Annotated in this window: 18 protein-coding genes, 16 tRNA genes, 3 rRNA genes and 1 pseudogene; 3 read left to right on the forward strand and 35 right to left on the reverse strand. The window is 44.6% G+C overall.

Annotation, left to right across the window (positions count from 1 at the left end; translation table 11 throughout):
* Positions 1–11: 11 nt before the first annotated feature.
* The 21 genes and pseudogenes from LGO15_RS19190 to LGO15_RS19290 form a co-directional block, all read right to left on the reverse strand.
* A tRNA-Phe gene (locus LGO15_RS19190) sits at positions 12–84 on the reverse strand.
* A 146-nt stretch (positions 85–230) separates the two neighbouring features.
* Positions 231–306 (reverse strand) — tRNA-Asp (locus tag LGO15_RS19195).
* A 3-nt stretch (positions 307–309) separates the two neighbouring features.
* A tRNA-Met gene (locus LGO15_RS19200) sits at positions 310–383 on the reverse strand.
* An 18-nt stretch (positions 384–401) separates the two neighbouring features.
* A tRNA-Ser gene (locus tag LGO15_RS19205) sits at positions 402–494 on the reverse strand.
* 19 nt (positions 495–513) lie between these two features.
* Positions 514–590, reverse strand: a tRNA-Ile gene (locus tag LGO15_RS19210).
* A 39-nt stretch (positions 591–629) separates the two neighbouring features.
* Positions 630–706, reverse strand: a tRNA-Met gene (locus LGO15_RS19215).
* A 21-nt stretch (positions 707–727) separates the two neighbouring features.
* A tRNA-Ala gene (locus LGO15_RS19220) sits at positions 728–803 on the reverse strand.
* A 17-nt stretch (positions 804–820) separates the two neighbouring features.
* Positions 821–897, reverse strand: a tRNA-Pro gene (locus LGO15_RS19225).
* Between the two features lie 17 nt (positions 898–914).
* Positions 915–991: transfer RNA gene (locus tag LGO15_RS19230), tRNA-Arg, on the reverse strand.
* Between the two features lie 25 nt (positions 992–1,016).
* Positions 1,017–1,105, reverse strand: a tRNA-Leu gene (locus LGO15_RS19235).
* A 10-nt stretch (positions 1,106–1,115) separates the two neighbouring features.
* A tRNA-Gly gene (locus tag LGO15_RS19240) sits at positions 1,116–1,190 on the reverse strand.
* A gap of 22 nt (positions 1,191–1,212) precedes the next feature.
* Positions 1,213–1,297, reverse strand: a tRNA-Leu gene (locus LGO15_RS19245).
* A gap of 18 nt (positions 1,298–1,315) precedes the next feature.
* Positions 1,316–1,391 (reverse strand) — tRNA-Lys (locus LGO15_RS19250).
* A gap of 10 nt (positions 1,392–1,401) precedes the next feature.
* Positions 1,402–1,474 (reverse strand) — tRNA-Thr (locus LGO15_RS19255).
* A 15-nt stretch (positions 1,475–1,489) separates the two neighbouring features.
* A tRNA-Val gene (locus LGO15_RS19260) sits at positions 1,490–1,565 on the reverse strand.
* 11 nt (positions 1,566–1,576) lie between these two features.
* A 5S ribosomal RNA gene (gene rrf / locus LGO15_RS19265) occupies positions 1,577–1,692 on the reverse strand.
* Between the two features lie 147 nt (positions 1,693–1,839).
* Positions 1,840–4,774, reverse strand: a 23S ribosomal RNA gene (locus LGO15_RS19270).
* 206 nt (positions 4,775–4,980) lie between these two features.
* A 16S ribosomal RNA gene (locus LGO15_RS19275) occupies positions 4,981–6,530 on the reverse strand.
* Together the 16S, 23S and 5S rRNA genes with 15 tRNA genes alongside form the textbook arrangement of a ribosomal RNA operon.
* 768 nt (positions 6,531–7,298) lie before the next feature.
* Positions 7,299–8,006 (reverse strand): annotated as a pseudogene (locus LGO15_RS19280) (DNA alkylation repair protein).
* Positions 8,007–8,309: 303 nt separating this feature from the next.
* On the reverse strand, positions 8,310–8,846 hold the full coding sequence (locus LGO15_RS19285) for a GNAT family N-acetyltransferase (protein ID WP_226085578.1): 537 nt from the start codon (positions 8,844–8,846) through the stop codon (positions 8,310–8,312).
* 9 nt (positions 8,847–8,855) lie between these two features.
* Positions 8,856–9,770, reverse strand: coding sequence for a DMT family transporter (locus LGO15_RS19290; RefSeq protein WP_167834611.1), 915 nt, complete (start codon positions 9,768–9,770; stop codon positions 8,856–8,858).
* A 154-nt stretch (positions 9,771–9,924) separates the two neighbouring features.
* Between LGO15_RS19290 and LGO15_RS19295 the strand changes: the two genes are divergently transcribed.
* The 3 genes from LGO15_RS19295 (at position 9,925) to LGO15_RS19305 (ending at position 11,838) form a co-directional block, all read left to right on the forward strand.
* Complete coding sequence (locus LGO15_RS19295) at positions 9,925–10,620, forward strand: MgtC/SapB family protein (RefSeq protein WP_167834610.1); 696 nt, start codon at positions 9,925–9,927, stop codon at positions 10,618–10,620.
* 103 nt (positions 10,621–10,723) lie between these two features.
* Positions 10,724–10,796: transfer RNA gene (locus LGO15_RS19300), tRNA-Ala, on the forward strand.
* A gap of 271 nt (positions 10,797–11,067) precedes the next feature.
* Positions 11,068–11,838: an alpha/beta fold hydrolase gene (locus tag LGO15_RS19305; protein WP_226085579.1), complete on the forward strand. Its 771-nt coding sequence runs from the start codon at positions 11,068–11,070 to the stop codon at positions 11,836–11,838.
* 133 nt (positions 11,839–11,971) lie between these two features.
* On the opposite strand, the gene LGO15_RS24375 is transcribed toward LGO15_RS19305, so the two are convergent.
* The 14 genes from LGO15_RS24375 to LGO15_RS19375 form a co-directional block, all read right to left on the reverse strand.
* Positions 11,972–12,133: an SDR family NAD(P)-dependent oxidoreductase gene (locus tag LGO15_RS24375; protein WP_226085580.1), complete on the reverse strand. Its 162-nt coding sequence runs from the start codon at positions 12,131–12,133 to the stop codon at positions 11,972–11,974.
* A gap of 18 nt (positions 12,134–12,151) precedes the next feature.
* Positions 12,152–12,850 carry a polysaccharide deacetylase family protein gene (locus LGO15_RS19315; RefSeq protein WP_226085581.1) on the reverse strand — a complete coding sequence of 233 codons (699 nt, stop codon included), beginning with the start codon at positions 12,848–12,850 and terminating at the stop codon, positions 12,152–12,154.
* Positions 12,851–12,903: 53 nt separating this feature from the next.
* Positions 12,904–13,296, reverse strand: coding sequence for a MarR family winged helix-turn-helix transcriptional regulator (locus tag LGO15_RS19320; protein ID WP_226085582.1), 393 nt, complete (start codon positions 13,294–13,296; stop codon positions 12,904–12,906).
* A 199-nt stretch (positions 13,297–13,495) separates the two neighbouring features.
* The gene (locus tag LGO15_RS19325; protein ID WP_226085583.1) at positions 13,496–14,176 is read right to left on the reverse strand and encodes a Dph6-related ATP pyrophosphatase; all 681 of its coding nucleotides are present in this window, start codon (positions 14,174–14,176) and stop codon (positions 13,496–13,498) included.
* A 108-nt stretch (positions 14,177–14,284) separates the two neighbouring features.
* The gene (locus LGO15_RS19330; protein WP_226085584.1) at positions 14,285–14,842 is read right to left on the reverse strand and encodes a hypothetical protein; all 558 of its coding nucleotides are present in this window, start codon (positions 14,840–14,842) and stop codon (positions 14,285–14,287) included.
* Positions 14,843–14,844: 2 nt separating this feature from the next.
* Entirely contained in the window at positions 14,845–15,477 is a 633-nt protein-coding gene (locus LGO15_RS19335; protein WP_226085585.1) for an SCO family protein, read from the reverse strand.
* Between the two features lie 115 nt (positions 15,478–15,592).
* A complete protein-coding gene (locus LGO15_RS19340) occupies positions 15,593–17,278 on the reverse strand; it encodes a cbb3-type cytochrome c oxidase subunit I (protein WP_226085586.1) in 1,686 nt (561 codons plus the stop codon).
* Positions 17,279–17,293: 15 nt separating this feature from the next.
* Positions 17,294–17,755 carry a cytochrome c oxidase subunit II gene (locus LGO15_RS19345; protein WP_023626815.1) on the reverse strand — a complete coding sequence of 154 codons (462 nt, stop codon included), beginning with the start codon at positions 17,753–17,755 and terminating at the stop codon, positions 17,294–17,296.
* A 16-nt stretch (positions 17,756–17,771) separates the two neighbouring features.
* Positions 17,772–17,933, reverse strand: coding sequence for a hypothetical protein (locus LGO15_RS19350; RefSeq protein ID WP_226085587.1), 162 nt, complete (start codon positions 17,931–17,933; stop codon positions 17,772–17,774).
* Positions 17,934–18,135: 202 nt separating this feature from the next.
* On the reverse strand, positions 18,136–19,653 hold the full coding sequence (opuFB, locus tag LGO15_RS19355) for an osmoprotectant update ABC transporter permease/substrate-binding subunit OpuFB (protein WP_226085588.1): 1,518 nt from the start codon (positions 19,651–19,653) through the stop codon (positions 18,136–18,138).
* Positions 19,650–20,597, reverse strand: a complete 948-nt coding sequence (locus LGO15_RS19360) for an ABC transporter ATP-binding protein (RefSeq protein WP_226085589.1) — start codon at positions 20,595–20,597, stop codon at positions 19,650–19,652. Before LGO15_RS19360 ends, opuFB begins: the two co-directional genes overlap by 4 nt.
* A 229-nt stretch (positions 20,598–20,826) precedes the next feature.
* Complete coding sequence (mgrA, locus tag LGO15_RS19365) at positions 20,827–21,816, reverse strand: L-glyceraldehyde 3-phosphate reductase (protein ID WP_226085590.1); 990 nt, start codon at positions 21,814–21,816, stop codon at positions 20,827–20,829.
* 24 nt (positions 21,817–21,840) lie between these two features.
* Entirely contained in the window at positions 21,841–22,776 is a 936-nt protein-coding gene (locus tag LGO15_RS19370) for an aldo/keto reductase (protein WP_226085591.1), read from the reverse strand.
* 27 nt (positions 22,777–22,803) lie between these two features.
* Positions 22,804–24,174 carry an MATE family efflux transporter gene (locus tag LGO15_RS19375; RefSeq protein WP_226085592.1) on the reverse strand — a complete coding sequence of 457 codons (1,371 nt, stop codon included), beginning with the start codon at positions 24,172–24,174 and terminating at the stop codon, positions 22,804–22,806.
* Between the last annotated feature and the right edge of the window lie 40 nt (positions 24,175–24,214).

Consider the following 24,214-nt stretch of genomic DNA (forward strand, 5'->3'; position numbering starts at 1 on the left):
ATTAAATAAGGTGGCTCAGGACGGAATCGAACCGCCGACACAAGGATTTTCAGTCCTTTGCTCTACCGACTGAGCTACTGAGCCACTATAATATTGCATCTCAAACTTTTACTTATTTAGGGCCTTTGCTCGAATGACATTCGGTCTTTCTCGCAGATTGCCGCAGAAGCTTATTCAGGAAGTGAGCAATCTGCTCTACCGACTGAACTACTAAGCAAAAAAAATAAAAATGGCGGTCCCGACCGGGATCGAACCGGCGATCTCCTGCGTGACAGGCAGGCATGTTAACCGCTACACCACGGGACCAGATTGCGGGGGCAGGATTTGAACCTGCGACCTTCGGGTTATGAGCCCGACGAGCTACCGGACTGCTCCACCCCGCGACGATATTAATTAAATTATGGAGGAGGTAGAGGGATTCGAACCCCCGCGCGGTGTTACCCGCCTGTCGGTTTTCAAGACCGATCCCTTCAGCCAGACTTGGGTATACCTCCGTATGAAAATCAAGTAAAATGGTGGACCTTGTAGGACTCGAACCTACGACCGGACGGTTATGAGCCGTCTGCTCTAACCAGCTGAGCTAAAGGTCCAGGATATCCTAGATTGAATAGGTTCAACCAGATTAAAATTGGTAGCGGCGGAGGGGATCGAACCCCCGACCTTACGGGTATGAACCGTACGCTCTAGCCAGCTGAGCTACACCGCCAAATTATTATTGTAAGTTATATGGTGGAGCCTAGCGGGATCGAACCGCTGACCTCCTGCGTGCAAGGCAGGCGCTCTCCCAGCTGAGCTAAGGCCCCATATAATATAAGTAGCATGGTCGGGAAGACAGGATTCGAACCTGCGACCCCTTGGTCCCAAACCAAGTGCTCTACCAAGCTGAGCTACTCCCCGATAAAGAGAAAATATAATGGCGCGCCCGAAAGGAGTCGAACCCATAACCTTCTGATCCGTAGTCAGACGCTCTATCCAATTGAGCTACGGGCGCATATTTAGTACATTAGCTAACTTGGTGGTGCCGAGGACCGGAATCGAACCGGTACGGTAGTCACCTACCGCAGGATTTTAAGTCCTGTGCGTCTGCCAGTTCCGCCACCCCGGCTAAGGAACTATGGAGCGGAAGACGGGATTCGAACCCGCGACCCCAACCTTGGCAAGGTTGTATTCTACCACTGAACTACTTCCGCATTATTTTTTTAAAAAAAGAAATGGTGCGGGTGAAGGGAGTCGAACCCCCACGCCTTGCGGCGCCAGATCCTAAGTCTGGTGCGTCTGCCAATTCCGCCACACCCGCATACTATTTCAAGAAAAATGGTGAGCCATGAAGGACTCGAACCTTCGACCCTCTGATTAAAAGTCAGATGCTCTACCGACTGAGCTAATGGCTCGTACAAAAGGTGCCGGCAAGAGGACTTGAACCCCCAACCTACTGATTACAAGTCAGTTGCTCTACCAATTGAGCTACACCGGCATGGTGAGTAAATAATGGTGGAGGATGACGGGATCGAACCGCCGACCCTCTGCTTGTAAGGCAGATGCTCTCCCAGCTGAGCTAATCCTCCATTTTGAAACTGCCCGGCGACGTCCTACTCTCACAGGGGGAAACCCCCAACTACCATCGGCGCTGAGAAGCTTAACTTCCGTGTTCGGTATGGGAACGGGTGTGACCTTCTCGCTATCGTCACCAGACATTTTTTTGAAGACAATATCTATTATACTGTCTTTTATACATTTTGCAAGAGAAATTTTAAAAAGTTTTTCACTTAATGAAAAGCTTTTATTCCCTCAAAACTAGATAATGTGTAAGAAGAATTTCAAGAAGAACGAATGATCAATTTGGTTAAGTCCTCGAACGATTAGTATCAGTCAGCTCCACACGTCACCGCGCTTCCACCTCTGACCTATCAACCTGATCATCTTTCAGGGTTCTTACTAGCTTGCGCTATGGGAAATCTCATCTTGAGGGGGGCTTCATGCTTAGATGCTTTCAGCACTTATCCCGTCCGCACATAGCTACCCAGCGATGCCTTTGGCAAGACAACTGGTACACCAGCGGTGCGTCCATCCCGGTCCTCTCGTACTAAGGACAGCTCCTCTCAAATTTCCTGCGCCCACGACGGATAGGGACCGAACTGTCTCACGACGTTCTGAACCCAGCTCGCGTACCGCTTTAATGGGCGAACAGCCCAACCCTTGGGACCGACTACAGCCCCAGGATGCGATGAGCCGACATCGAGGTGCCAAACCTCCCCGTCGATGTGGACTCTTGGGGGAGATAAGCCTGTTATCCCCGGGGTAGCTTTTATCCGTTGAGCGATGGCCCTTCCATGCGGAACCACCGGATCACTAAGCCCGACTTTCGTCCCTGCTCGACTTGTAGGTCTCGCAGTCAAGCTCCCTTGTGCCTTTACACTCTGCGAATGATTTCCAACCATTCTGAGGGAACCTTTGGGCGCCTCCGTTACTCTTTAGGAGGCGACCGCCCCAGTCAAACTGCCCACCTGACACTGTCTCCCGCCCCGATCAGGGGCGTGGGTTAGAATTTCAATACAGCCAGGGTAGTATCCCACCGACGCCTCCACCGAAGCTGGCGCTCCGGTTTCTCAGGCTCCTACCTATCCTGTACAAGCTGTACCAAAATTCAATATCAGGCTACAGTAAAGCTCCACGGGGTCTTTCCGTCCTGTCGCGGGTAACCTGCATCTTCACAGGTACTATAATTTCACCGAGTCTCTCGTTGAGACAGTGCCCAGATCGTTACGCCTTTCGTGCGGGTCGGAACTTACCCGACAAGGAATTTCGCTACCTTAGGACCGTTATAGTTACGGCCGCCGTTTACTGGGGCTTCGATTCAGAGCTTCGCGTGAGCTAACCCCTCCTCTTAACCTTCCAGCACCGGGCAGGCGTCAGCCCCTATACTTCGCCTTGCGGCTTCGCAGAGACCTGTGTTTTTGCTAAACAGTCGCCTGGGCCTATTCACTGCGGCTCATCCGGGCTATTCACCCAAATGAGCACCCCTTCTCCCGAAGTTACGGGGTCATTTTGCCGAGTTCCTTAACGAGAGTTCTCTCGCTCACCTTAGGATTCTCTCCTCGCCTACCTGTGTCGGTTTGCGGTACGGGCACCTTTTATCTCGCTAGAGGCTTTTCTTGGCAGTGTGGAATCAGGAACTTCGGTACTATATTTCCCTCGCTGTCACAGCTCAGCCTTCACGCAAGCGGGATTTGCCTCACTTGCAGCCTAACTGCTTAGACGCGCATATCCAACAGCGCGCTTACCCTATCCTCCTGCGTCCCCCCGTCGCTCAAACGATAAAGAGGTGGTACAGGAATATCAACCTGTTGTCCATCGCCTACGCCTTTCGGCCTCGGCTTAGGTCCCGACTAACCCTGAGAGGACGAGCCTTCCTCAGGAAACCTTAGGCATTCGGTGGATGGGATTCTCACCCATCTTTCGCTACTCATACCGGCATTCTCACTTCTAAGCGCTCCACCAGTCCTTACGGTCTGACTTCAACGCCCTTAGAACGCTCTCCTACCACTGACATCTAAGATGTCAATCCACAGCTTCGGTGATACGTTTAGCCCCGGTACATTTTCGGCGCAGAGTCACTCGACCAGTGAGCTATTACGCACTCTTTAAATGGTGGCTGCTTCTAAGCCAACATCCTGGTTGTCTAAGCAACTCCACATCCTTTTCCACTTAACGTATACTTTGGGACCTTAGCTGGTGGTCTGGGCTGTTTCCCTTTTGACTACGGATCTTATCACTCGCAGTCTGACTCCCACGGATAAGTCTTTGGCATTCGGAGTTTGTCTGAATTCGGTAACCCGATGAGGGCCCCTAGTCCAAACAGTGCTCTACCTCCAAGACTCTTACAACGTGAGGCTAGCCCTAAAGCTATTTCGGAGAGAACCAGCTATCTCCAAGTTCGATTGGAATTTCTCCGCTACCCACACCTCATCCCCGCACTTTTCAACGTGCGTGGGTTCGGGCCTCCAGTTGGTGTTACCCAACCTTCACCCTGGACATGGGTAGATCACCTGGTTTCGGGTCTACGACCACATACTCATTCGCCCTATTCAGACTCGCTTTCGCTGCGGCTCCGTCTTCTCAACTTAACCTTGCATGTAATCGTAACTCGCCGGTTCATTCTACAAAAGGCACGCCATCACCCATGAACGGGCTCTGACTACTTGTAGGCACACGGTTTCAGGATCTCTTTCACTCCCCTTCCGGGGTGCTTTTCACCTTTCCCTCACGGTACTGGTTCACTATCGGTCACTAGGGAGTATTTAGCCTTGGGAGATGGTCCTCCCAGCTTCCGACGGGATTTCTCGTGTCCCGCCGTACTCAGGATCCACTCAGGAGGGAACGAAGTTTCAACTACAGGGTTTTTACCTTCTCTGACGGGCCTTTCCAGACCACTTCATCTACCCCGTTCCTTTGTAACTCCATGTAGAGTGTCCTACAACCCCAAGAGGCAAGCCTCTTGGTTTGGGCTATGTCCCGTTTCGCTCGCCGCTACTCAGGGAATCGCGTTTGCTTTCTCTTCCTCCGGGTACTTAGATGTTTCAGTTCCCCGGGTCTGCCTTCAATACCCTATGTATTCAGGTAAAGATACTGTTCCATTACGAACAGTGGGTTTCCCCATTCGGAAATCTCCGGATCAAAGCTTACTTACAGCTCCCCGAAGCATATCGGTGTTAGTCCCGTCCTTCATCGGCTCCTAGTGCCAAGGCATCCACCGTGCGCCCTTTCTAACTTAACCTAAAAGGTCATTTCTCTAATTGAATAGAGAGAAAACTAAAATGGCGATCACTCGGTTTTTCTTGGTTCTTCTTACTTACGATTATCTAGTTTTCAAGGAACAAAAAAGCTTTGAGAGAATTGCTCCCTCAAAACTAAACAAACAAGCAGTCAACAGTACGAACCAGAAGGTTCGCATTCCGATTGCCATTACGGCAATATCCTTAGAAAGGAGGTGATCCAGCCGCACCTTCCGATACGGCTACCTTGTTACGACTTCACCCCAATCATCTGTCCCACCTTAGGCGGCTGGCTCCAAAAGGTTACCCCACCGACTTCGGGTGTTACAAACTCTCGTGGTGTGACGGGCGGTGTGTACAAGGCCCGGGAACGTATTCACCGCGGCATGCTGATCCGCGATTACTAGCGATTCCGGCTTCATGCAGGCGAGTTGCAGCCTGCAATCCGAACTGAGAATGGATTTATGGGATTGGCTCGACCTCGCGGTTTTGCAGCCCTTTGTTCCATCCATTGTAGCACGTGTGTAGCCCAGGTCATAAGGGGCATGATGATTTGACGTCATCCCCACCTTCCTCCGGTTTGTCACCGGCAGTCACCTTAGAGTGCCCAACTGAATGCTGGCAACTAAGATCAAGGGTTGCGCTCGTTGCGGGACTTAACCCAACATCTCACGACACGAGCTGACGACAACCATGCACCACCTGTCACTCTGTCCCCCGAAGGGGAACGCCCTATCTCTAGGGTTGTCAGAGGATGTCAAGACCTGGTAAGGTTCTTCGCGTTGCTTCGAATTAAACCACATGCTCCACCGCTTGTGCGGGCCCCCGTCAATTCCTTTGAGTTTCAGCCTTGCGGCCGTACTCCCCAGGCGGAGTGCTTAATGCGTTTGCTGCAGCACTAAAGGGCGGAAACCCTCTAACACTTAGCACTCATCGTTTACGGCGTGGACTACCAGGGTATCTAATCCTGTTCGCTCCCCACGCTTTCGCGCCTCAGCGTCAGTTACAGACCAGAGAGCCGCCTTCGCCACTGGTGTTCCTCCACATCTCTACGCATTTCACCGCTACACGTGGAATTCCGCTCTCCTCTTCTGCACTCAAGTTCCCCAGTTTCCAATGACCCTCCCCGGTTGAGCCGGGGGCTTTCACATCAGACTTAAGGAACCGCCTGCGCGCGCTTTACGCCCAATAATTCCGGACAACGCTTGCCACCTACGTATTACCGCGGCTGCTGGCACGTAGTTAGCCGTGGCTTTCTGGTCAGGTACCGTCAAGGTACCGGCAGTTACTCCGGTACTTGTTCTTCCCTGACAACAGAGCTTTACGACCCGAAGGCCTTCATCGCTCACGCGGCGTTGCTCCGTCAGACTTTCGTCCATTGCGGAAGATTCCCTACTGCTGCCTCCCGTAGGAGTCTGGGCCGTGTCTCAGTCCCAGTGTGGCCGATCACCCTCTCAGGTCGGCTACGCATCGTTGCCTTGGTGAGCCGTTACCTCACCAACTAGCTAATGCGCCGCGGGCCCATCTGTAAGTGACAGCCGAAACCGTCTTTCAGCTTTCCCTCATGTGAGGGAAAGGATTATCCGGTATTAGCTCCGGTTTCCCGAAGTTATCCCAGTCTTACAGGCAGGTTGCCCACGTGTTACTCACCCGTCCGCCGCTGATCTTCAAAAGCAAGCTAATGAAGATCCGCTCGACTTGCATGTATTAGGCACGCCGCCAGCGTTCGTCCTGAGCCAGGATCAAACTCTCCAAGAAAGAGTTATGAGTTAGCTCATAAAGTTAAAACGTTGGCTCATGTTCTTCTATAATAGAAGCCATGATAATTTATTGTTTGTTGACGCTTGTTTGTTTAGTTTTCAAAGAGCAAGTTGTTCAGCTTGTCGCCCAGAAGCGACTTTATTAATATAACATGCTGTTTCGTTATTGTCAACATCATTTTTCGTTTTTGTTTTTCACTTGAAACGATGTTGTTTTTATCAACTCAGCGTTGTTTTTCTGAAGCGAGATTAAATATATCATGGATAAAAAATGTTTGCAATATAATTTTAAAAGTTTTTTTCACAAAGTTTTAATTCACTAGCTATATCCAAGTATCTTCATAATAATATCCTTTTATTAATAATATCTCATTTGGTCTCATATAATCTTTTGGACAAACTAATTTACAGAGGTGATCCTATTTGCTGCAATCACTTGCACTTTACCTATCATTAATCATGGCAATCCTTTTATTTAGCGTTGCCTACATTGAAGCCATTAAAATCGCCAATGCTGAAGGAAGGGTTCACGGGGGAACTTTAATTTTATCATCTGTTTGCGCATTACTGTTTTCCAGGTTCACCTATCTATTTATTTAATTCACTATAATTTATCAGTTGTAAATTCAAATTGGTATTGCAAATATAATATCTGAGAAACCCAAAAAATCGCTTAACGTAATTGTTAAGCGATTTTACGTATGTCATTTAGCTAAAGACTTTAGGTGAATCGGAACAAGGGTCATCAAAGACCTTAATTTCGAACTTAACAAATGCAAGTCTTCCGCTTAACTCCAATTTTATTACGACTTGCAATCTTTTCAATGTAAGGAACAGCAAGAGGAACTTTGCATGCAGTGTTCCCCATATTGACCTGAACCTTCCCAATTGTTTCAGCCACTTTCATTGCTTCATCATGTAAATCCATTACATAAGCTCCTACACTAATCACAAATCCGTTGATACAATACCGAACTCTGTTTTTTTCTTGATGAATCGTTGTTTTTGCTCTTTACAGGAGGGCTCGGATTTCTTCTAAATCCAGTTTTTCATCAGGGGTTATGGATAAATAGTTCGCATATGTGCTCCAGCCGGCAACTGCGGTCATTTCTTCTTCTGACTCCATCCATTCACGCGCAAGTTCTAAAGCATACTGACTTTCAGCCGCTACTCCCGCAACAGTATATTCTGCAAGCATGTACCAGTCTGCGTTTCCTACCCATTTTTGGAGGGTTTCCTTTGTCAACAATTTTGGATCAATAGACAGCCCTGCCAAATACATAGCATCAAAATTCCCTGTATCATATAAAGCTAGAGCCAACTCATGGTCTTTTTTCACATGCTTAACAAGCTTTTTCAAATCTCCAATCTTTACTCCATATAGGTTTCCACTTGCTCCATGATTCATAAAAGTTTTCTTCGTTTGCTCTGAACTCAGCTCAGCAAGCTTATCCATGATCTCCTGAATGTTCATTTTAAGACCTCCGTTTAATCATTGTCTTATTCATAGAGGCAAACTCTATTAAAAAATATTTAAAGTTTAACCGCTCTCACTTAAAAAACAACAAAAGAAATGTAAATCCCTTTTAGTGAAACTGCTTCAATGAACAAATAAGGACCAAATTGCCGGCATTGCAATTTGGTCTCTTTATCCATTACCTTCATATACTACAAAGCATTACCTTTTGGCATCTTTTTATAATAAGTATGGAAGCCATTACCTTTTATCTTCTTTAAGAATAGCTGCATGTGCTGCGTCAACCAAAGCTTCCTTCAACTACCCCCTCAATTTTTCATTGACATTCTTTTTTAAGATATTAATTCCCTTCCAAAAATAAGCCAATTCGAGATACTCTCTGCCTGCAATTTTCACAACTTCCTCCGCAGCTTGTTCCGGTTGAAGGCTCTCATAAAATTTACGACTTTCATTATCTGCTAACACCCAAACGAGCATAGATTTAAAATGCATCTTATCCAAACCCTCTTGGAGCAGCCTCAAGCCAAGCTTCCCTCTTTGATACTGCTTAAGAATGTAGATTGCGTACAGTTCGCCATCGGCTTCAAATTTTTCTGTCCTCTCTTTTCCAAAGGATGCAAACCCTACTATTTCTTCCTCCAGATTAACAGCGACAAATACAGGAGATGAATCCGCACTTTCTGACAAGCTTTTTTCCCATAAGGGTACACGATCTTCCATCTTCAATGAGTCCAAATAATCCTGGCTAACAATTCCTTGGTAAGTTTCTTGCCAGCTTTTGACGTGAACCTTGGCAATTCCTCTCGCATCATCCTTTGTAGCCTTTCTGATCTCCATATTCCTCACCTACCCCGATATTGAATTGATCTCGGCTTGATTTTTAAGCTTCATCTTTCGTTCATCCACTAAAAACAATGTTATCCCAGCCATAACAACTAATCCTCCAATAATCTGTGTCCAAATCACTTTTTCACCGAGGAGATAGAAAGCCAGGACGGTTGCGCCCACAGGTTCAAATAGTATCGCCATAGAAATGACAGATGCGCTGATCCATTTTATCGACCAGTTGAATAGTGTATGACCTAGCAGAGTCGGTATCAGCGCAAGGAGTACAAAATAAACCCAATCGCTTGCAGGATATGGATAGAATGAATCACCTACAGCTAGTACATAGAAGAATAAAGTAATCGAACTGATGCTATAAACAATGAAAGTATAGGTTATCAAAGACATTCTCTTCCTGACTGTTTGGCCAAATAAAAGGTATACAGTGACCAATGCACAGGCTACAATCGCCAGAAAGTCTCCAAACAACGCACTTCCGCTGATTTTGAAGTCCCCCCAACTGATGATGACGCTGCCGCCAATCGCAATTACTCCGCTTATAATTGCTTTAGCTGAGACTCGTTCTTTAAAAAACAGGTAAGCCCCTACAAATGCAAAGAGCGGCTGAAGGGTGACCAGCACAGTAGAGCTTGCTACTGAGGTATAGTTTAGGGATTCGAACCAGAGGATAAAATGAAAAGCCAGAAATATCCCTGCGATTCCTGTGAATACCCAATCACGTTTCGTAATAAGACGCAGTTCTGAAACATACTTTATAAGAAACACCGGCAGCATGAGCAGTACTGAAAAGAATAACCGGTAAAATGCAATGACTCCCGACGGCGCGGATGAGACTTTTACCAGGATCGCAGAGGTTGAGACTGCCACAACTCCAATCGCCACCGCCATATAAGGGTTTACTTTAGGTGCATCCATTTCCATTCTCCTTTAAGTGACACAATGTGAATTATATGTATTTTACAATGAAACCGAAATTTTATCTTGAATAAAATTTATTTTTTCCACGAGAAGTTTAGTCCATCTTTTTTAGGGAAAGTAAATACATCTTATCAGGGGCAGGAGAAACGACATGTTCTATTCAATTGATATGGAAATTTTACTCAAATTAGGGATATCCGCTTTCTTGGGCCTGATCATTGGGCTTGAAAGGGAAATTAAAAGAAAACCGGTTGGTCTTAAAACCAGCTTGGTTATATCGATTGTCAGCTGTCTTTTGACGATCGTCTCAAGTGAATCAGCGTATATGTTCCCAGGGGATGAAGACGTGAATATCACGATGGATCCTCTCCGTTTAGCAGCCCAGATTGTCTCAGGTATCGGGTTCCTTGGTGCCGGGGTTATTTTACGAAGAGGGAATGATACGATTTCGGGACTGACGACCGCTGCGATGATCTGGGGAGCCGCAGGAATTGGGATCACAGTTGGCGCCGGATTTTACTGGGAAGCCATTGCGGGTGTTGCCCTCCTCATTGTGAGTGTGGAATTCATTCCGTTCCTGATGACTTTCATAGGTCCAAGACAATTAAGGGAAAAAGAGATCCGTCTGCAGTTCAATGTCAATAGCCGGGAAAGCATTGCTGATATCATAACCAGGATCAAGGAAGAGAAAATCTCCTTGAAAAATGTCCGCATCAAGGATTTGGCAGAAGGAAATCAGCTAGTTCAATTGATTGTAACCGTGGACTTCCGCAGAAAGACGACAGATGTTTATGAAACGGTGTCAGAAATCGAAGGAATCAACCGGGTTGAAATCGAAGGTTTGTAGGAAAAGCCGCTGGATGCGGCTTTTTTGTTTAACCGTAAAATTTTATCTTGCATGTCCGGCGAGATGGTTATATAATCTTTCTTGTACCTTATCTATTAGATATGGGGGATTAGCTCAGCTGGGAGAGCGCAACGCTGGCAGCGTTGAGGTCAGGGGTTCGAGCCCCCTATTCTCCACTAACAAAAAGCTGCAAAACCAATTGGTTTTGCAGCTTTTTTCTTTATTAAATGTCACTTTGATAATAACTAACGCTTCAAAAGCCCCTTAACTTCCTCAGTCAACCTCTTAATAATTCCTTTTTTCCGTTTCACTTACCCAGGCAATATGCATTTTTCTTAATAAGTAAGGAAAAATATTCATTGAGTCCTTCAGTCTTTTTATACCGTCTCAACCCTACCTTACCAGATAACAAAGTTAATAGTAATAAGGAATTGAGGTGACAAGTACATGCCATTTTTAAATATGAAAGATTCCAGACAGTATTATACAGTAAAAGGAAGCGGGACTCCGATCGTTTTTATCCATCCTCCTGTATTGACTTCAGTGAACTTCCAGTATCAATTAGAAGAACTCTCAAAAAAATTTCGGATAATTACCTTTGACATTAGAGGACACGGGAAAAGTCTATACTCCCCAGAACCTATAACCTACCCACTGATTATCAAGGATATCATTTCACTATTGGACCACCTTAATATAGACAAAGCGTTTATAGGTGGGTATTCGACAGGCGGTTCTATTGTTTTGGAATTCATGCTGAGGTTTCCTGAAAGAGCTTTGGGGGGAATTCCGATAGGGGCGATGGCAGATGTACATGACGATTACCTGAGAAAGAAGATTTCTTTAGGAATCAAGCTCTCAAGCAAGGGGGCTATAAACTTATTAGCCTGGTCCATCTCCTGGAGTAATTCAAATAATATAAGGTTGTTTACAACTATGTTTTCAGAAGCCAAAAAAGGGGATTATCGCAACATTGAGCAATATTACCGCTATAGTCTAAAATACAATTGTGTCGATCAGCTACAAGAGATTAATCTGCCCATCTTGCTGGTTTATGGCAAGAAGGATAAGCCCTTTCACTCCTATGCAAGGCAATTGCATGAAAAATTGCCCCAAAACGAACTGCATTTCATCGAGAATGTTGACCATCGTATCCCGACTAAGGCTGCAAAAGAACTTAACCAGTTAATTTTTCAATTTATAAACCATAATCTATAGCTACCTGTCATCATTCTCTCGTTGTCAGCCCATGAAGCCCTGCCTTTGATGAACAGTAGGCCGCATACCCAGGGTTGGCAGCCACTCCCTCAACCAAATCGGTATTGGCGATACTACCTCGCGTCTTGCGGAGTTAAGGGAGTGCCTCTCGGACCAGCAGGAATGGGGCAATTAGGTTTAAATTGAGGTTGCGTTGCCAATCCTCAAGGCTCGTTTCCTCAATACTGGCTTCATGCATCATGCCCGCGTTGTTGTTCAGCAAGTCGAGCAGCTCAGTCCGGGCGATGACCTGCACCGATCAGCTTAAATGAACTTACATTTCCTGCAGCTCATTTACGGTGAGAAATTTATATCCTTCCTGGGACAGGATTTTCAAAACTCCTTCTATCGTCTTAAGCTCTTCTCCAGTTTTATCATACATTGGGTGCAGTAAAACAATCGAACCGGGTTTTACATGATCTTTTACGTATTTTATTTTCTCAGCAGATGAATTATAGAAGGAATCGGGTTCCAAATTCCAGGTGACTGTGTCGATATTTTGCTGATTTAGGTAATAAGGCAGTCCGAATAATTTTTTTCCATTAGGAGGGCGAAAATCAATTTCACCTTCAAATCCTGTTTGCTTTATCAATTCATTCGTTCGATCAATTTCTTTTTCAATGAAAGAAGGAGACTTAAGCACCATACGCTGATGAGAATAGGTATGATTCCCGATCTGATGGCCAGCGTCAGCGATTTTTCGGGCTTGCTCGGGATTCTTTTTAATCTCGTTTCCAATCAGGAAAAACGTTGCTTTGGCGTTGTACTTTTCTAAAATCGGTAAAATTCTCTCAACATTTTGTGTGGGGCCATCATCAAAGGTGATAGCTACTACTTTTTCATCGGTATCAACTTTTGATGTCAGTCCGCCGAACAATTGAAAAGTCCGGGAATTCATTAATTTATATGTCCCTAGCAAAAGAAGGATTATTACTATAGTTAAAGTTCCAAAATAGATGATTCTTTTTTTCATAAGTTACCTCTTAATAAACTAATTTTCTTCAGTTGAGTATTCCCCTGCTTTATTCATAGCTTCTCCTTAAACAACCCAATCCGCTTTATTTCTTCTAGATGAATTTCAGACAAGCCCTCGAGGATTTCCATTCCTCTTTCAGTTACATCTACAAACACGCTTCGCCCATCTTCAGGGTTTTTCCTGCGCGAGACCAATCCTGACTTTTCGCAGCGGTCAATCAGGCCGACGCATGAATGATGGGTGATTTGCATTCGTTCTGCCAGCTCGCTAGGTGTAGCATAATCCCTTTCTGGGAAACCTTTTATGGCTAGCATCAATTGGTGCTGCTGGGCGGTGATGCCCATATTTTCTGCTGCTGTTTCACTGAACTTCTGAAACTTCCTCAATTGGTATCGAAACTCAGCAAGATACTCATATACATCTTTACTAAGCAAAAATTCCACCTTACTTTCTTATTGATAATTATATCTTAACACGATATAATTAAAATACAAAATATCGTAATACGATATTTTTATCTAAAAAAGGGGTGCTTATTATGGATTTTTTTCATTATCTTTCTCCAAACTCTATTTCTGGAGTCATTATTTTTCTAGTTGGCAGTTTATTGACCATATATTTGAACATCAAAGTTTATAAACTTTAATCCGGGATTAAATCTATATATAAAAACCGGTCCTTCTGAGTGAAATAATCCTTTGTCACTTTTTCCTCCCCTAAACTATAGTTGATGGGGAATGAAAAATTAGGACCACCGAACACAAATGAATGGAATTCTCCATTTTCTCCGCAAATATCATGGTCTTTCGGATATTCCCTGACAAACTTCTTGTCATATACTTTGCCTGCATAGGATGGGGCCAGCGCCTCTAGATCAACACATGTAAGGACCGTTTTGAATCCTAGATCGACAAACTCCCGGCTTATGTCCTCTACTGGGATACCCCACAGTGGAAATACAGGAATTAATCCAGCTTCTGAAAACAATTTCTCCCGATACTCCCGGACATCCTGAAGGTGTATATCGCCAAAAGCGATATGGGTTACTCCGTCTTCTGTCATTCCAGCAATAGCTTTTCCCATTACTTCTTGATACTTATCATTGTGACAGTCCTGAGGAAGCCAGACCTCTCTTAACGGGACTCCCAATGACTCAGATTGGAGTTTCAACAGCTCATAGCGTACACCATGAATCGATACGCGATCGAATCCTTCTGTCAGTGTCACGAGCAACGAATCAACCTCGAAGTCAGGGTTGTTTTGTATTTTGTACAATGCTAGCGTAGAGTCCTTACCGCCACTGAATGAGATTGCTATTTTCATTTTGTTCCTCCTATACCCCGGTTCACTAAAAAAATCCCTTCAACTTATTATACCTGATCACGCACCTTACTGTGACATAATGGCAACACGGACACAATGGCTTAATTTCTATTCATATAATGAAGGATCCACTAACGCCGTATACGCTAAGTAAATCACCATACAGATGGCCATTGTGATGAATCCCCAACCGAGGATCATCTGGTCAACTACTAAGTAATTATTACATAGCTGATCGTTTGCTTGAAGATATAGCCAGCCCATCCCCAGAAACGCCACTGTAAAAAATGCAATGGTATAATTTCTCCGATTCTTGCTGAGTTTCTTCCAGGAGTCTCTTAGAGGTACTCCTGCGAGGAATGGCAAACTGATAAACTTGAATAATTCTACACTATTTACAGTCAGTGCTTCATCCATTGTGCGCGGAAGCATCCAGTAACCCATTATGATGATAAAAAGCAGAATCCCCGGGATGCCCTCTTGATTATATTTTGAAAAGAAATGAGGAAAGCGCTGCTGGAAAAACTGTCCCATGAAAAAGCCGGAGATCACCAGCATCGGCATCTGCATATGCATGTGAATGATCATGATGGATTCCATTAAGTCTGCAACAGGAGGAAGCATTAAACCGATTAAAAGGACAAGCCCAAACAGAAATTGATTCATCGTTAGTTCCCACTTTCTGCTTCTAAAGTCTCTTTCAACTTATCTGTCGCCTTATCAACCCTTGTGAAATCCATTACATCCTCTAGATCGCCTTGCCTGTTTACTAAATAAAATGCTGAATTATGAGCGAAATTCCCATTTCCATCTGGAATCACAATGACGCCAAACTTTTTCAGCAAGGTATCCAACTGATGCTGGTCAGGTATCCTGGCCATTCTCCATGTCTCCCCATCGCTTCCGAATAAATTCTTATACTTGTTCAAAGTAGCAGGATCATCTTTGCCCGGGTCAAAGCTTATGCTTAAAAAGACAATGTCCTTACCAATATATTCACTGGGAAGCTGATTGTACACCTGCGACATATTTTCTTCTAACTTAATGCATATCGTAGTGCAGCCTGTATAAATAAAAGTGATAAATACATACTTACCTTCAAATTCAGATATTGAATAGGTCCGGCCTTCACTATCCTCAAAAGTTACTTCAGGAAACCGGGGCTTTTCCTCAACCAGCTTTGTCACTCTCGCTGTTTCTGCCGTATAAGCTGTGAATCCATCTGTTCCTGTATAAAATAAAAGCAGTCCAAACACCAATACAACTATACAAGAAACCGTCGTATGCCGATTTTTGATCAAGTTGATCACATCCCATTTTTTCAGTAGTGATTCTTCTATAGGTCCTGATTTCCCATAGCGTGCTGATTTGAAAGAGATAGCCCTGGATTCAGGAGCTATCTCTTCGTTTACTTTATCACCAAGTTTTAAAAGGAGGAGATCCCGGAGGGGCATTCATGATCATGTCTGCGATTGGCAAGACGTAAGCCATTGAAACAACCAACAGCATGAGTACAACCCAGATTCCCCAGCGCTCTGTCCAGTATGGAGTTTTCGCCGCTCCTGCTTCCTCTTCGGCAATTGGGAATTCTGTTACTCCCTTTGGTGCGAAGAACATGAGGTTGAACACCGCATAAACTTGAAGGATGACGCCAATCAGCAATAAGCTTGCTCCAATGCCTACAGCTGCCATGTACGGATTCCATCCTAGCGTTTCTGCAAAATCCCCGTAAGTTGTAAATGAAGTTCTTCTTGGGGAACCAAAGAGACCTGCAGCATGCATGGATATCGACATGATCACCATACCTATGGTCCATATGACGGTTTGAACCACTCCCAATCTATTCATGGCAGGAGTCAACACCCGTTTTGATAGATATGGAACGAGCCAGTAACTGATGCCGAAGAAAGTCATGATGACAGACATACCAAGCGTTAAGTGGAAGTGGCCCACCACCCACATCGTATTGTGTACAACCTGGTCCAATTGGTTCGTGCTTTGCGCAATTCCGCCAGCTCCAGCCGGAATGAATGCTACCATGGCGATAAATGGAGAAAGGAATCGGACATCTCCCCAAGGCATCTTTTTATACCAGCCAACTAAACCTTTTCCGCCTTTCGCTCTTGCTGTACGTTCAAATACCCTGAACATCGCGTATGCAGTCATTAAAGAAGGAAAACCGATTGCAAGGCTCATGAATACGTGCATATATTTGATGGATTCAGAAATACCCGGGTCAATGATCTGATGGTGGAATCCACCGGTAATGTTCATGATTACTAGGGGGATGACAACCATACGTGTTAAAAGGTCATTCCAACGATTTCCACCGATTATTTTTGGTACGATTACATACCATGCTGAAACTGCTGTCAGGTACCAAATATTGACGGCCGTATGGCCAAATGCCCAGAAAAGTGTACGCGCCAGCAAGACGTTGATGCCGTCGGTCCAACCTAGTGTCCATGGAATGATCATGAAAAGAACTTCTACTGCTACAAAAGCTGTTGCGCCGACTAACAGGACGAAGACACCAGTTGCAAAGAAAGCGAGGATCGGGAGGTGTTGTCCCTTGTGATTTCTTCTCCAGTTTGCAACTTGAGTAAACGCTCCCAATGAAAGCATCCAGATACCCAATACAATGAATACCAAACCAAAGTAAAACATTGGTGAAGCAGCCATTGGCGGATAGAAGGTATACATGACGGAAGCTTCATTCTTTAAAACAGGTATGACGACCAAAACAAATCCGAAAATCTTCATCCAAAAACCAATCCATGCCATTTTCCTGACCTTAGGAAGCAATCCCCCCAGAGTGTGAGATAGTCCGGCATAAAAATATCCAATCGTGAAAAATGCGGATAATACAACGACTAACAGAATTCCATGGGCTGTCAGTACCTGGTAATAGTTCAGCCATGGCGGCAATTGCAGCACACCGGCTCGATTTAAGCCTTGCAGCAAGCCCAGGAAACCGCCAAGCAGCAATGCGATAAATGCGATAGATAAGTATGATTTCGAGATTCTTGCATCCTCCTGGCTGATGCCTAATATTTGATTGGTTTTTTCTTTAAATGAAGTTGATTTTAATGCAGACTCCACATTCTTTCCCCCCTTTTATTTTACGATGATTTTTGTGCTCATGGCCTGGTGCCCGGCACCGCAATATTCATTGCATAACACCAAATATTCCCCTGGTTCATCAAACTTCTGTGATATTTTTTGGATATGCCCCGGCATAACCATTGCGTTCAAATTCGTGTTTGCCACCTGGAAACCATGGACAACGTCCTTCGACGTTAAAGTGAAGTGGACAGTTGATCCAGCAGGAACTTCAATTTCCATCGGTGTAAAACTAAATACCTGAAGCGTCATGACGACTTCATACTCATTTTCACCAATTTGTTTGATTCCCGGCTCATCAAATGGAGCTGTTTCATCGACCTTTTGCGGATCAATCGTTTCTTTATGGCTTGGGGGCCCCATTCCCAATGCCACTGCCTGGTACCCAGTAAAAATCATGAAACCCATGATCATTCCAAAACTTAAAAACAGCCAGATTTTTTCATCTAAATGCATTTCTTCTCTCTCCCTTCTAAACTCTTGCCATATAAAGTCCAAATAGAATAAAGTACGTCGCAAGAATCACTGCTCCCACTACTCCAACCGATATCCAGGTACCTACCTTTTTTTTGTTGGTAATCTCCACGATTTCACTCTGAACTTCTGCCTGCGCTTTTGTGTCTGTTGCTTTCAACCAAATCCCCTCCTTTGATTTCTTACTTTCATCTTAGTTGCGAATGATTATCAATGTAGTGAGTCAAATCACATAGAAAACCCCTGGGAGTACTAGAAATTCAACTTTTTTTGTAGTGGTTTAAAAACTTAGGCAAACAAAAACCCTCGCCGTTAGCGGCGAGGGTTTTCATCCTTTTCAGTACTATTGCACATAATTAGTATTAATCAATTAATCCTGCTTCCTTCAGATACTCCCGTGCGGTCTCTTCAGCGGATTTCCCTTCGACATTCACCTGGTAATTCATTTTCCGCATTTCGTCGTCGCTGATTTTACCGGCTAACTTGTTGAGAGCGTCAACGATTTCAGGGTATTCCTCTGCTGTCTCAGCTCTCATAAGTGGCGCTCCCTGATATGGAGGGAATAAGTTTTTATCATCTTCAAGCACGACGAGTTTATATCTCTGGAGCTCACTGTCGGTTGAATAGGCATCGACAAGGTTAATTTCTTTGTTTTTGATTGCTTGATACCTGAGTTTTGGCTCCATCGTGATCAAGCTTGGCAGCTTTAATCCATAAAGCTTTTTGATGCCTTTGTAGCCATCTTCTCGGTCTGAGAACTCAAGAGTGAAACCTGCTTTTAACGAGGACTCTATTGATTTCAGGTCCGAGATGGTTTTTAGATCATTATCTTCAGCGAACTTTTTAGGAACAGCCAAGGCATAGGTATTGTTATAGTCCATTGGCTGAAGCATGTTCATGTCGAACTCTTTCTTCATTCCTTCTTTTGCCTGCTGGTATACTTCTTCGCGGCTCGTACTCTCGGCTGTTTCTTTTAAAAATTCCGAAATGGCCGTTCCGGTGAATTCAGGATAAATGTCAATATCTCCGTTTTCCAATGCTGTAAAAACAAATGAAGTTTTCCCCAATCCAGGTCTTAGCTGGATGGAATGATCAGTTTCCTCTTCAATCAGTAGCTTGTACATATTGATCAAGATTTCTGGCTCCGATCCCAGCTTCCCGGCAATGACAATCTCGTCGTCATTTTTCCCGCCAAGGAAAGGAATGGCCATCATTACTAGGACAGCCAAAGAAATAGCCCCGATTGTAATGAGCGATTTTTTAAAAGAAACCGTTTCGAACCTTCTAAGCACAAAGTCGAACAAAATCGCAAGCAAGGCCGCTGGAATCGCCCCAAGAACAATTAATGCTGTATTATTTCTGTCGATGCCTAGAAGGATCAGGTCACCTAGCCCTCCTGCTCCAATCAGTGCGGCAATTGTCGCTGTTCCGACGATCAAGACCATCGCCGTCCGGATTCCAGCCATGATGACCGGCATCGCCAGAGGGAGTTCAACCTTCATCAAACGGCGCTTGCTGTTCATTCCCATGGCACGGGCAGCTTCAATTAACGATGGATCCACCTCATTGATTCCTGTATATGTATTCCTTAAGATCGGCAGGAGTGCATATGCTACTAAGGCAATGATTGCTGGGACTTTGCCAATTCCGAATAGTGGAATCAACAGGCCGAGCAATGCAAGTGAAGGAATTGTTTGAAGAACAGCTGTAATCCCAATAATCCCTTCTGATATCGTTTTCCTTCTTGTCAGGAAAATGCCAAGCGGAATGGCGATTAACACTGCGAAGAATAGCGCAATGAAGGAAATCTGAATATGTTCGAGCAAGGCACTTAAAAGCGCATCTTTTCTATCTATAAAAGTGGAAGTCCAACTGTTCATTTCATCCCCTCCATCTGCCTGGATAAAGTGCGGATGATTCCCTGTCTGTCTATGGTACCGACTATTTCATCCATATCTTGCACCGCCAGCTGCTCATGCTCACCAAGCAACGACAAAATTTCATTTAAAGGCACACGTGAAGGAACGATAGGGAGATTGTCCATTTCTTCAGGATTTGCTGACTTGACTAATCCCCTGACATCGACCATCCTTTCCTCGGCGTGGTCTACGCCAACGAATTCACGGACAAAGTCATTCACAGGCTGCTGGAGCAGCTCTTCAGGAGTTCCTGTCTGGACGATTCTCCCATTTCTCATCAGGCAGATCCTGTCTCCAAGCTTCAATGCTTCGCTCATATCATGAGTGACAAAAACGATGGTTTTTCTTATGTTTTTTTGCAGTTCGATGAGATCATCCTGGAGCTTTTCCCTGCTAAGGGGATCCAAGGCACTGAATGGCTCGTCCATTAAAATGATCGGCGGGTTGGCAGCAAGCGCACGGGCCACGCCAATTCTTTGCTGCTGGCCACCGGATAGCTCACTAGGCAGTCTTTTGCGGTACGTTTTTGGTTCAAGTCCGACCATATGCAGCAATTCATCAATGCGTTGATCGATTTCTTTTTGCTCCCATTTCTTCATTTCCGGAACAACCGCAATGTTTTCTTCGATCGTCATATGCGGAAACAAGGCAATTTGCTGAAGGACATATCCAATATCCCAGCGCAGCTCGTGAATATCATAGTCACTGATCATTTTATCCTTGATTTTAATGTAGCCTTCCGTAAGAGGAATCAATCGATTGATCATTTTTAATGTTGTTGTTTTGCCAGAGCCGCTTGGACCGATCAGGACAAGCAATTCCCCTTCTTTAATATGTAAGTTAAAATTATTGACCGCATAAGTTCCATCGTCATATTTTTTCGATACATTTTCAAAGCTGATCACTTTTTCACCCCTAAATCTCATATTTTCTTATTAATATTGTTAGCACTTTGAGGATTTCTTATATTTCAGTTACGGGCAGTGCCTCATTTACATACTACCAAAGCAGACTATAATGGTAAAAAGCTAACTCTTATAAGCCCAAGTTCCCTTTACCCAAATGACAAGAAAATCATTCCAATATAAAACAAAGCTGTAAAACCATTTGGCTTTACAGCTTTGTTTGAAGTTCTTATTTTAAGATGTCCTCGATCATGTTCAATTCTGTTTCACTAAAATCAAGACGGTTCAGTGCAGCCACGTTTTCTTCAATCTGGCTGACCTTACTTGCACCGATAAGCGCTGAGGTGATTTTCTGTTCCCTGAGCACCCAGGCTAATGCCATCTGGGCAAGTGACTGGCCTCGTTCTTGAGCTATTTCGTTTAATTGCCTTACCTTAGTAAGAACTTTTTCAGAAACATCATTCTCATCAAGGAAGCTGTTCGGCTTTAACGCTCTTGAATCTTCCGGAATTCCATTTAAGTATCTATTGGTCAACAACCCTTGAGCCAAAGGAACAAATGCGATTGATCCGACACCTTCTTCTTGAAGCAAATCAGTCAGTCCGTCTTCTACCCAGCGGTTAAACATTGAATAAGCAGGCTGGTGTATCAGCAAAGGTGTTCCTAGTTCTTTTAAAATCATGATGGCCTGTTTCGTTTCCTCTACACCATAATTGGACAGGCCAACATAAAGCGCTTTTCCTTGTCTGACTACATGATCAAGCGCCATCATCGTTTCCTCTAAAGGCGTTTCAGGATCTGGTCTATGATGGTAAAAGATATCGACATAATCAAGCCCCATCCTTTTCAGGCTTTGATCAAGACTGGACACGAGGTATTTTCTTGAACCCCAGTCACCATATGGTCCCTGCCACATGCCATAGCCGGCTTTAGTTGAAATGACCATCTCATCACGGTAGCCTGCAAAATCCATGCGCAGGATGCTGCCGAAGTTTTCTTCTGCTGAGCCTGGCGGTGGACCATAGTTATTCGCAAGATCAAAGTGGGTGATACCAAGATCAAAAGCACGTCTGATTAACGAACGGCCATTTTCAAAAGGATCCTGGCCCCCGAAATTATGCCATAGTCCGAGCGAAATGGCTGGCAATTTAAGTCCTGATTTGCCGCATCTGTTATAAGTCATCGTTTCATAGCGATTGCTGTCTGGTTGATATGCCATTGTTTAAAACCTCCGTATTGTTTTTTACCATCCCAAAGGATTGGCTTGAAGTTTTTCTTCCCAAATTCCTTCTAACTTTTCTGCTTTTTCCACTGAGATTCTTTTATCTGACGCTGATAGATTCCCAATCAGCTGCTTGAGATTCTTGTTTCCAGGAATGACGGTAGAGACCTCCTGATAATAAAGAATATACCTTAAAGCCAGCTGGACAAGGGATTCTCCTGGTTCGACCATTTCCTTGAGAACAGGCAGGTGCTCTGCTCTTTTCCTGAGCTGATCCTGGTCCCAACGGCTCCGTATGTCTGTAAACACGCTATTTTCATCATACTTGCCGGATAGCCAGCCAGAATCAAGCGGAACTTTAACAATCAGTCCTACATTTTTTTCTGCAGCCATGGTGAACGCGGTTCTTGGCTCCTGATGAAAAATATTGAACATTACTTCTATTACCTGGCTTTTGGTGTTCCGAATCAGCTCAACCATTTCTCTCGCAGAGTCCACTGATGCTCCATAAGCCCTGATTTTGCCCTCCTTCTTGAGGGATTCCAATACATCAAAATGATCTGTAACCCCGGTCAGGATTTCAAACGGTGGGTTATGCAGCAAAACGGAATCAAGATAGTCCGTCTTCAGACGGCGCAAACTTCCTTCAACTGAACTGCGAATTTTCCTCGAATCAAAGTCCAGGTTGTTATCTGGATGATGGCCGAACTTGCTGTTAATCGCTACCTCACTCCTTCTTCCCGAAAGAGCATCCCCGAGCAATGATTCACTTTTACCCCCGCCATAGTTTGGAGCAGTATCAAAGAAATTGCAGCCCTGGTCAATTGCAGCATGTACCAGCCTAATTGCCTGAATGTCCTCCATGGCTTCCCAGTCCCTAGCATTTCCAAGCTGCCAGGCACCAAACCCAACTTCTGAAACCTTAATCCCTGTATTTCCAAGCTGCCTGAATTTCATGTTACGCCTCCTTTTAAAACTACAGAATTATGCAGTCTGTACCCTTTCCTCGACAAGGACCTTCTTTTCCCACGCCCTGCTTTTCCATCTTATATACATGATGATTCCCCTAAACCATTCATCAATGATAAAGGCGATCCAGACACCTGACAGTCCAAAGCCCATTTTAATTCCAAGGATATAAGCAAGCGGGACACTGATTCCCCACATAGATACAAAGGCCATTTTCACCGGGAATACTGCATCTCCGGCTGCCCGGAGTGAACTGATGACAACAATGTTGAAGGTTCGTCCTGGTTCTAGGATCAAGCAAAGTAAGAGGACCTTGCTTCCTTCCCTGATGATTTCTTTATTAGTGGTAAAGACTCCAAGAATAGGTTCTCTTATTGAAACGATTATGACGGTAATCGCCATTGTGATGATGATACTCAGTTTTAAGCTTTTTAAGAGTTGATGATAGGCTTTATCAAATTCTCTTGCGCCGACCTTATATCCGATCAGAATTTGTGTGCCCTGCCCAATCGCGATCCCGAAAAGCATCATGAAGGACATGATGTTAAATGTGTATACCCTTGTTGTCAGTGCCATAGCCCCCAGCAAACCAATAATGACGGTTATGGCCATCTGGCTAGTGTTATAGACAACATTTTCACCTGCGGAAGGAACACCTATTTTCAGGATTTTTTTAATAAAAGATTTATTGAAGTTCAAATAATCTTCTACAGCAATTTTCATCGGGAGCCTGCGGTATAGCAAGCGGAAAATGAGAATGACGGCAATGGCCCGGGATATGGCTGTCGAAATCGCTACACCCTGAACACCCATTTCCGGCACGCCGAATAGCCCGTAAATGAATAAGGAGTTCCCGGCGAGATGGATGATATTCATGACAACCGAAATCACCATCGCCTCTTTTGTTAGTCCATTTGCCCTCAGTATGGCTGAGGCAGTGACAAGCAGCGCCTGTGTAAAAAGTGTTCCACCAACAATCGTCAAATACTGTTGGGCCAGTCGGTGTATTTCCGGAGTGAGATTGAACATTTGTAAAAATAAATCATTGAAGCCGACAACAATGACACTGACCAATACTCCGAATACTAGATTAAGAGATAGCGAGAGACCCGATATCTTCCTTGCATCCACTTGAAGTCCCGCCCCAAGGTTTTGTGAAACTAACACGGCCGTCCCTGTGGCAACGAAGCCAAAGACGAGAATCATGAAAAATATCAGCTGGTTGGCTACACCAACAGCCGCAACGGCCTCATCCGAAATATGCGACAGCATGAACGTATCCGTGCTGCCCATTAACATATGCAAAAACAACTCTATAAAAATCGGCCAGGTAAGTGCTAATAATCCAATCTGTTTAGGCAGACTGTTGTTTTTTTGTATAGTCATCTTGCATTTCCACCTTTTAAAATTCACTATGATGGTCAGT

This window comes from Mesobacillus sp. S13, assembly GCF_020422885.1.
Taxonomy (GTDB): Bacteria; Bacillota; Bacilli; order Bacillales; family Cytobacillaceae; genus Mesobacillus; species Mesobacillus selenatarsenatis_A.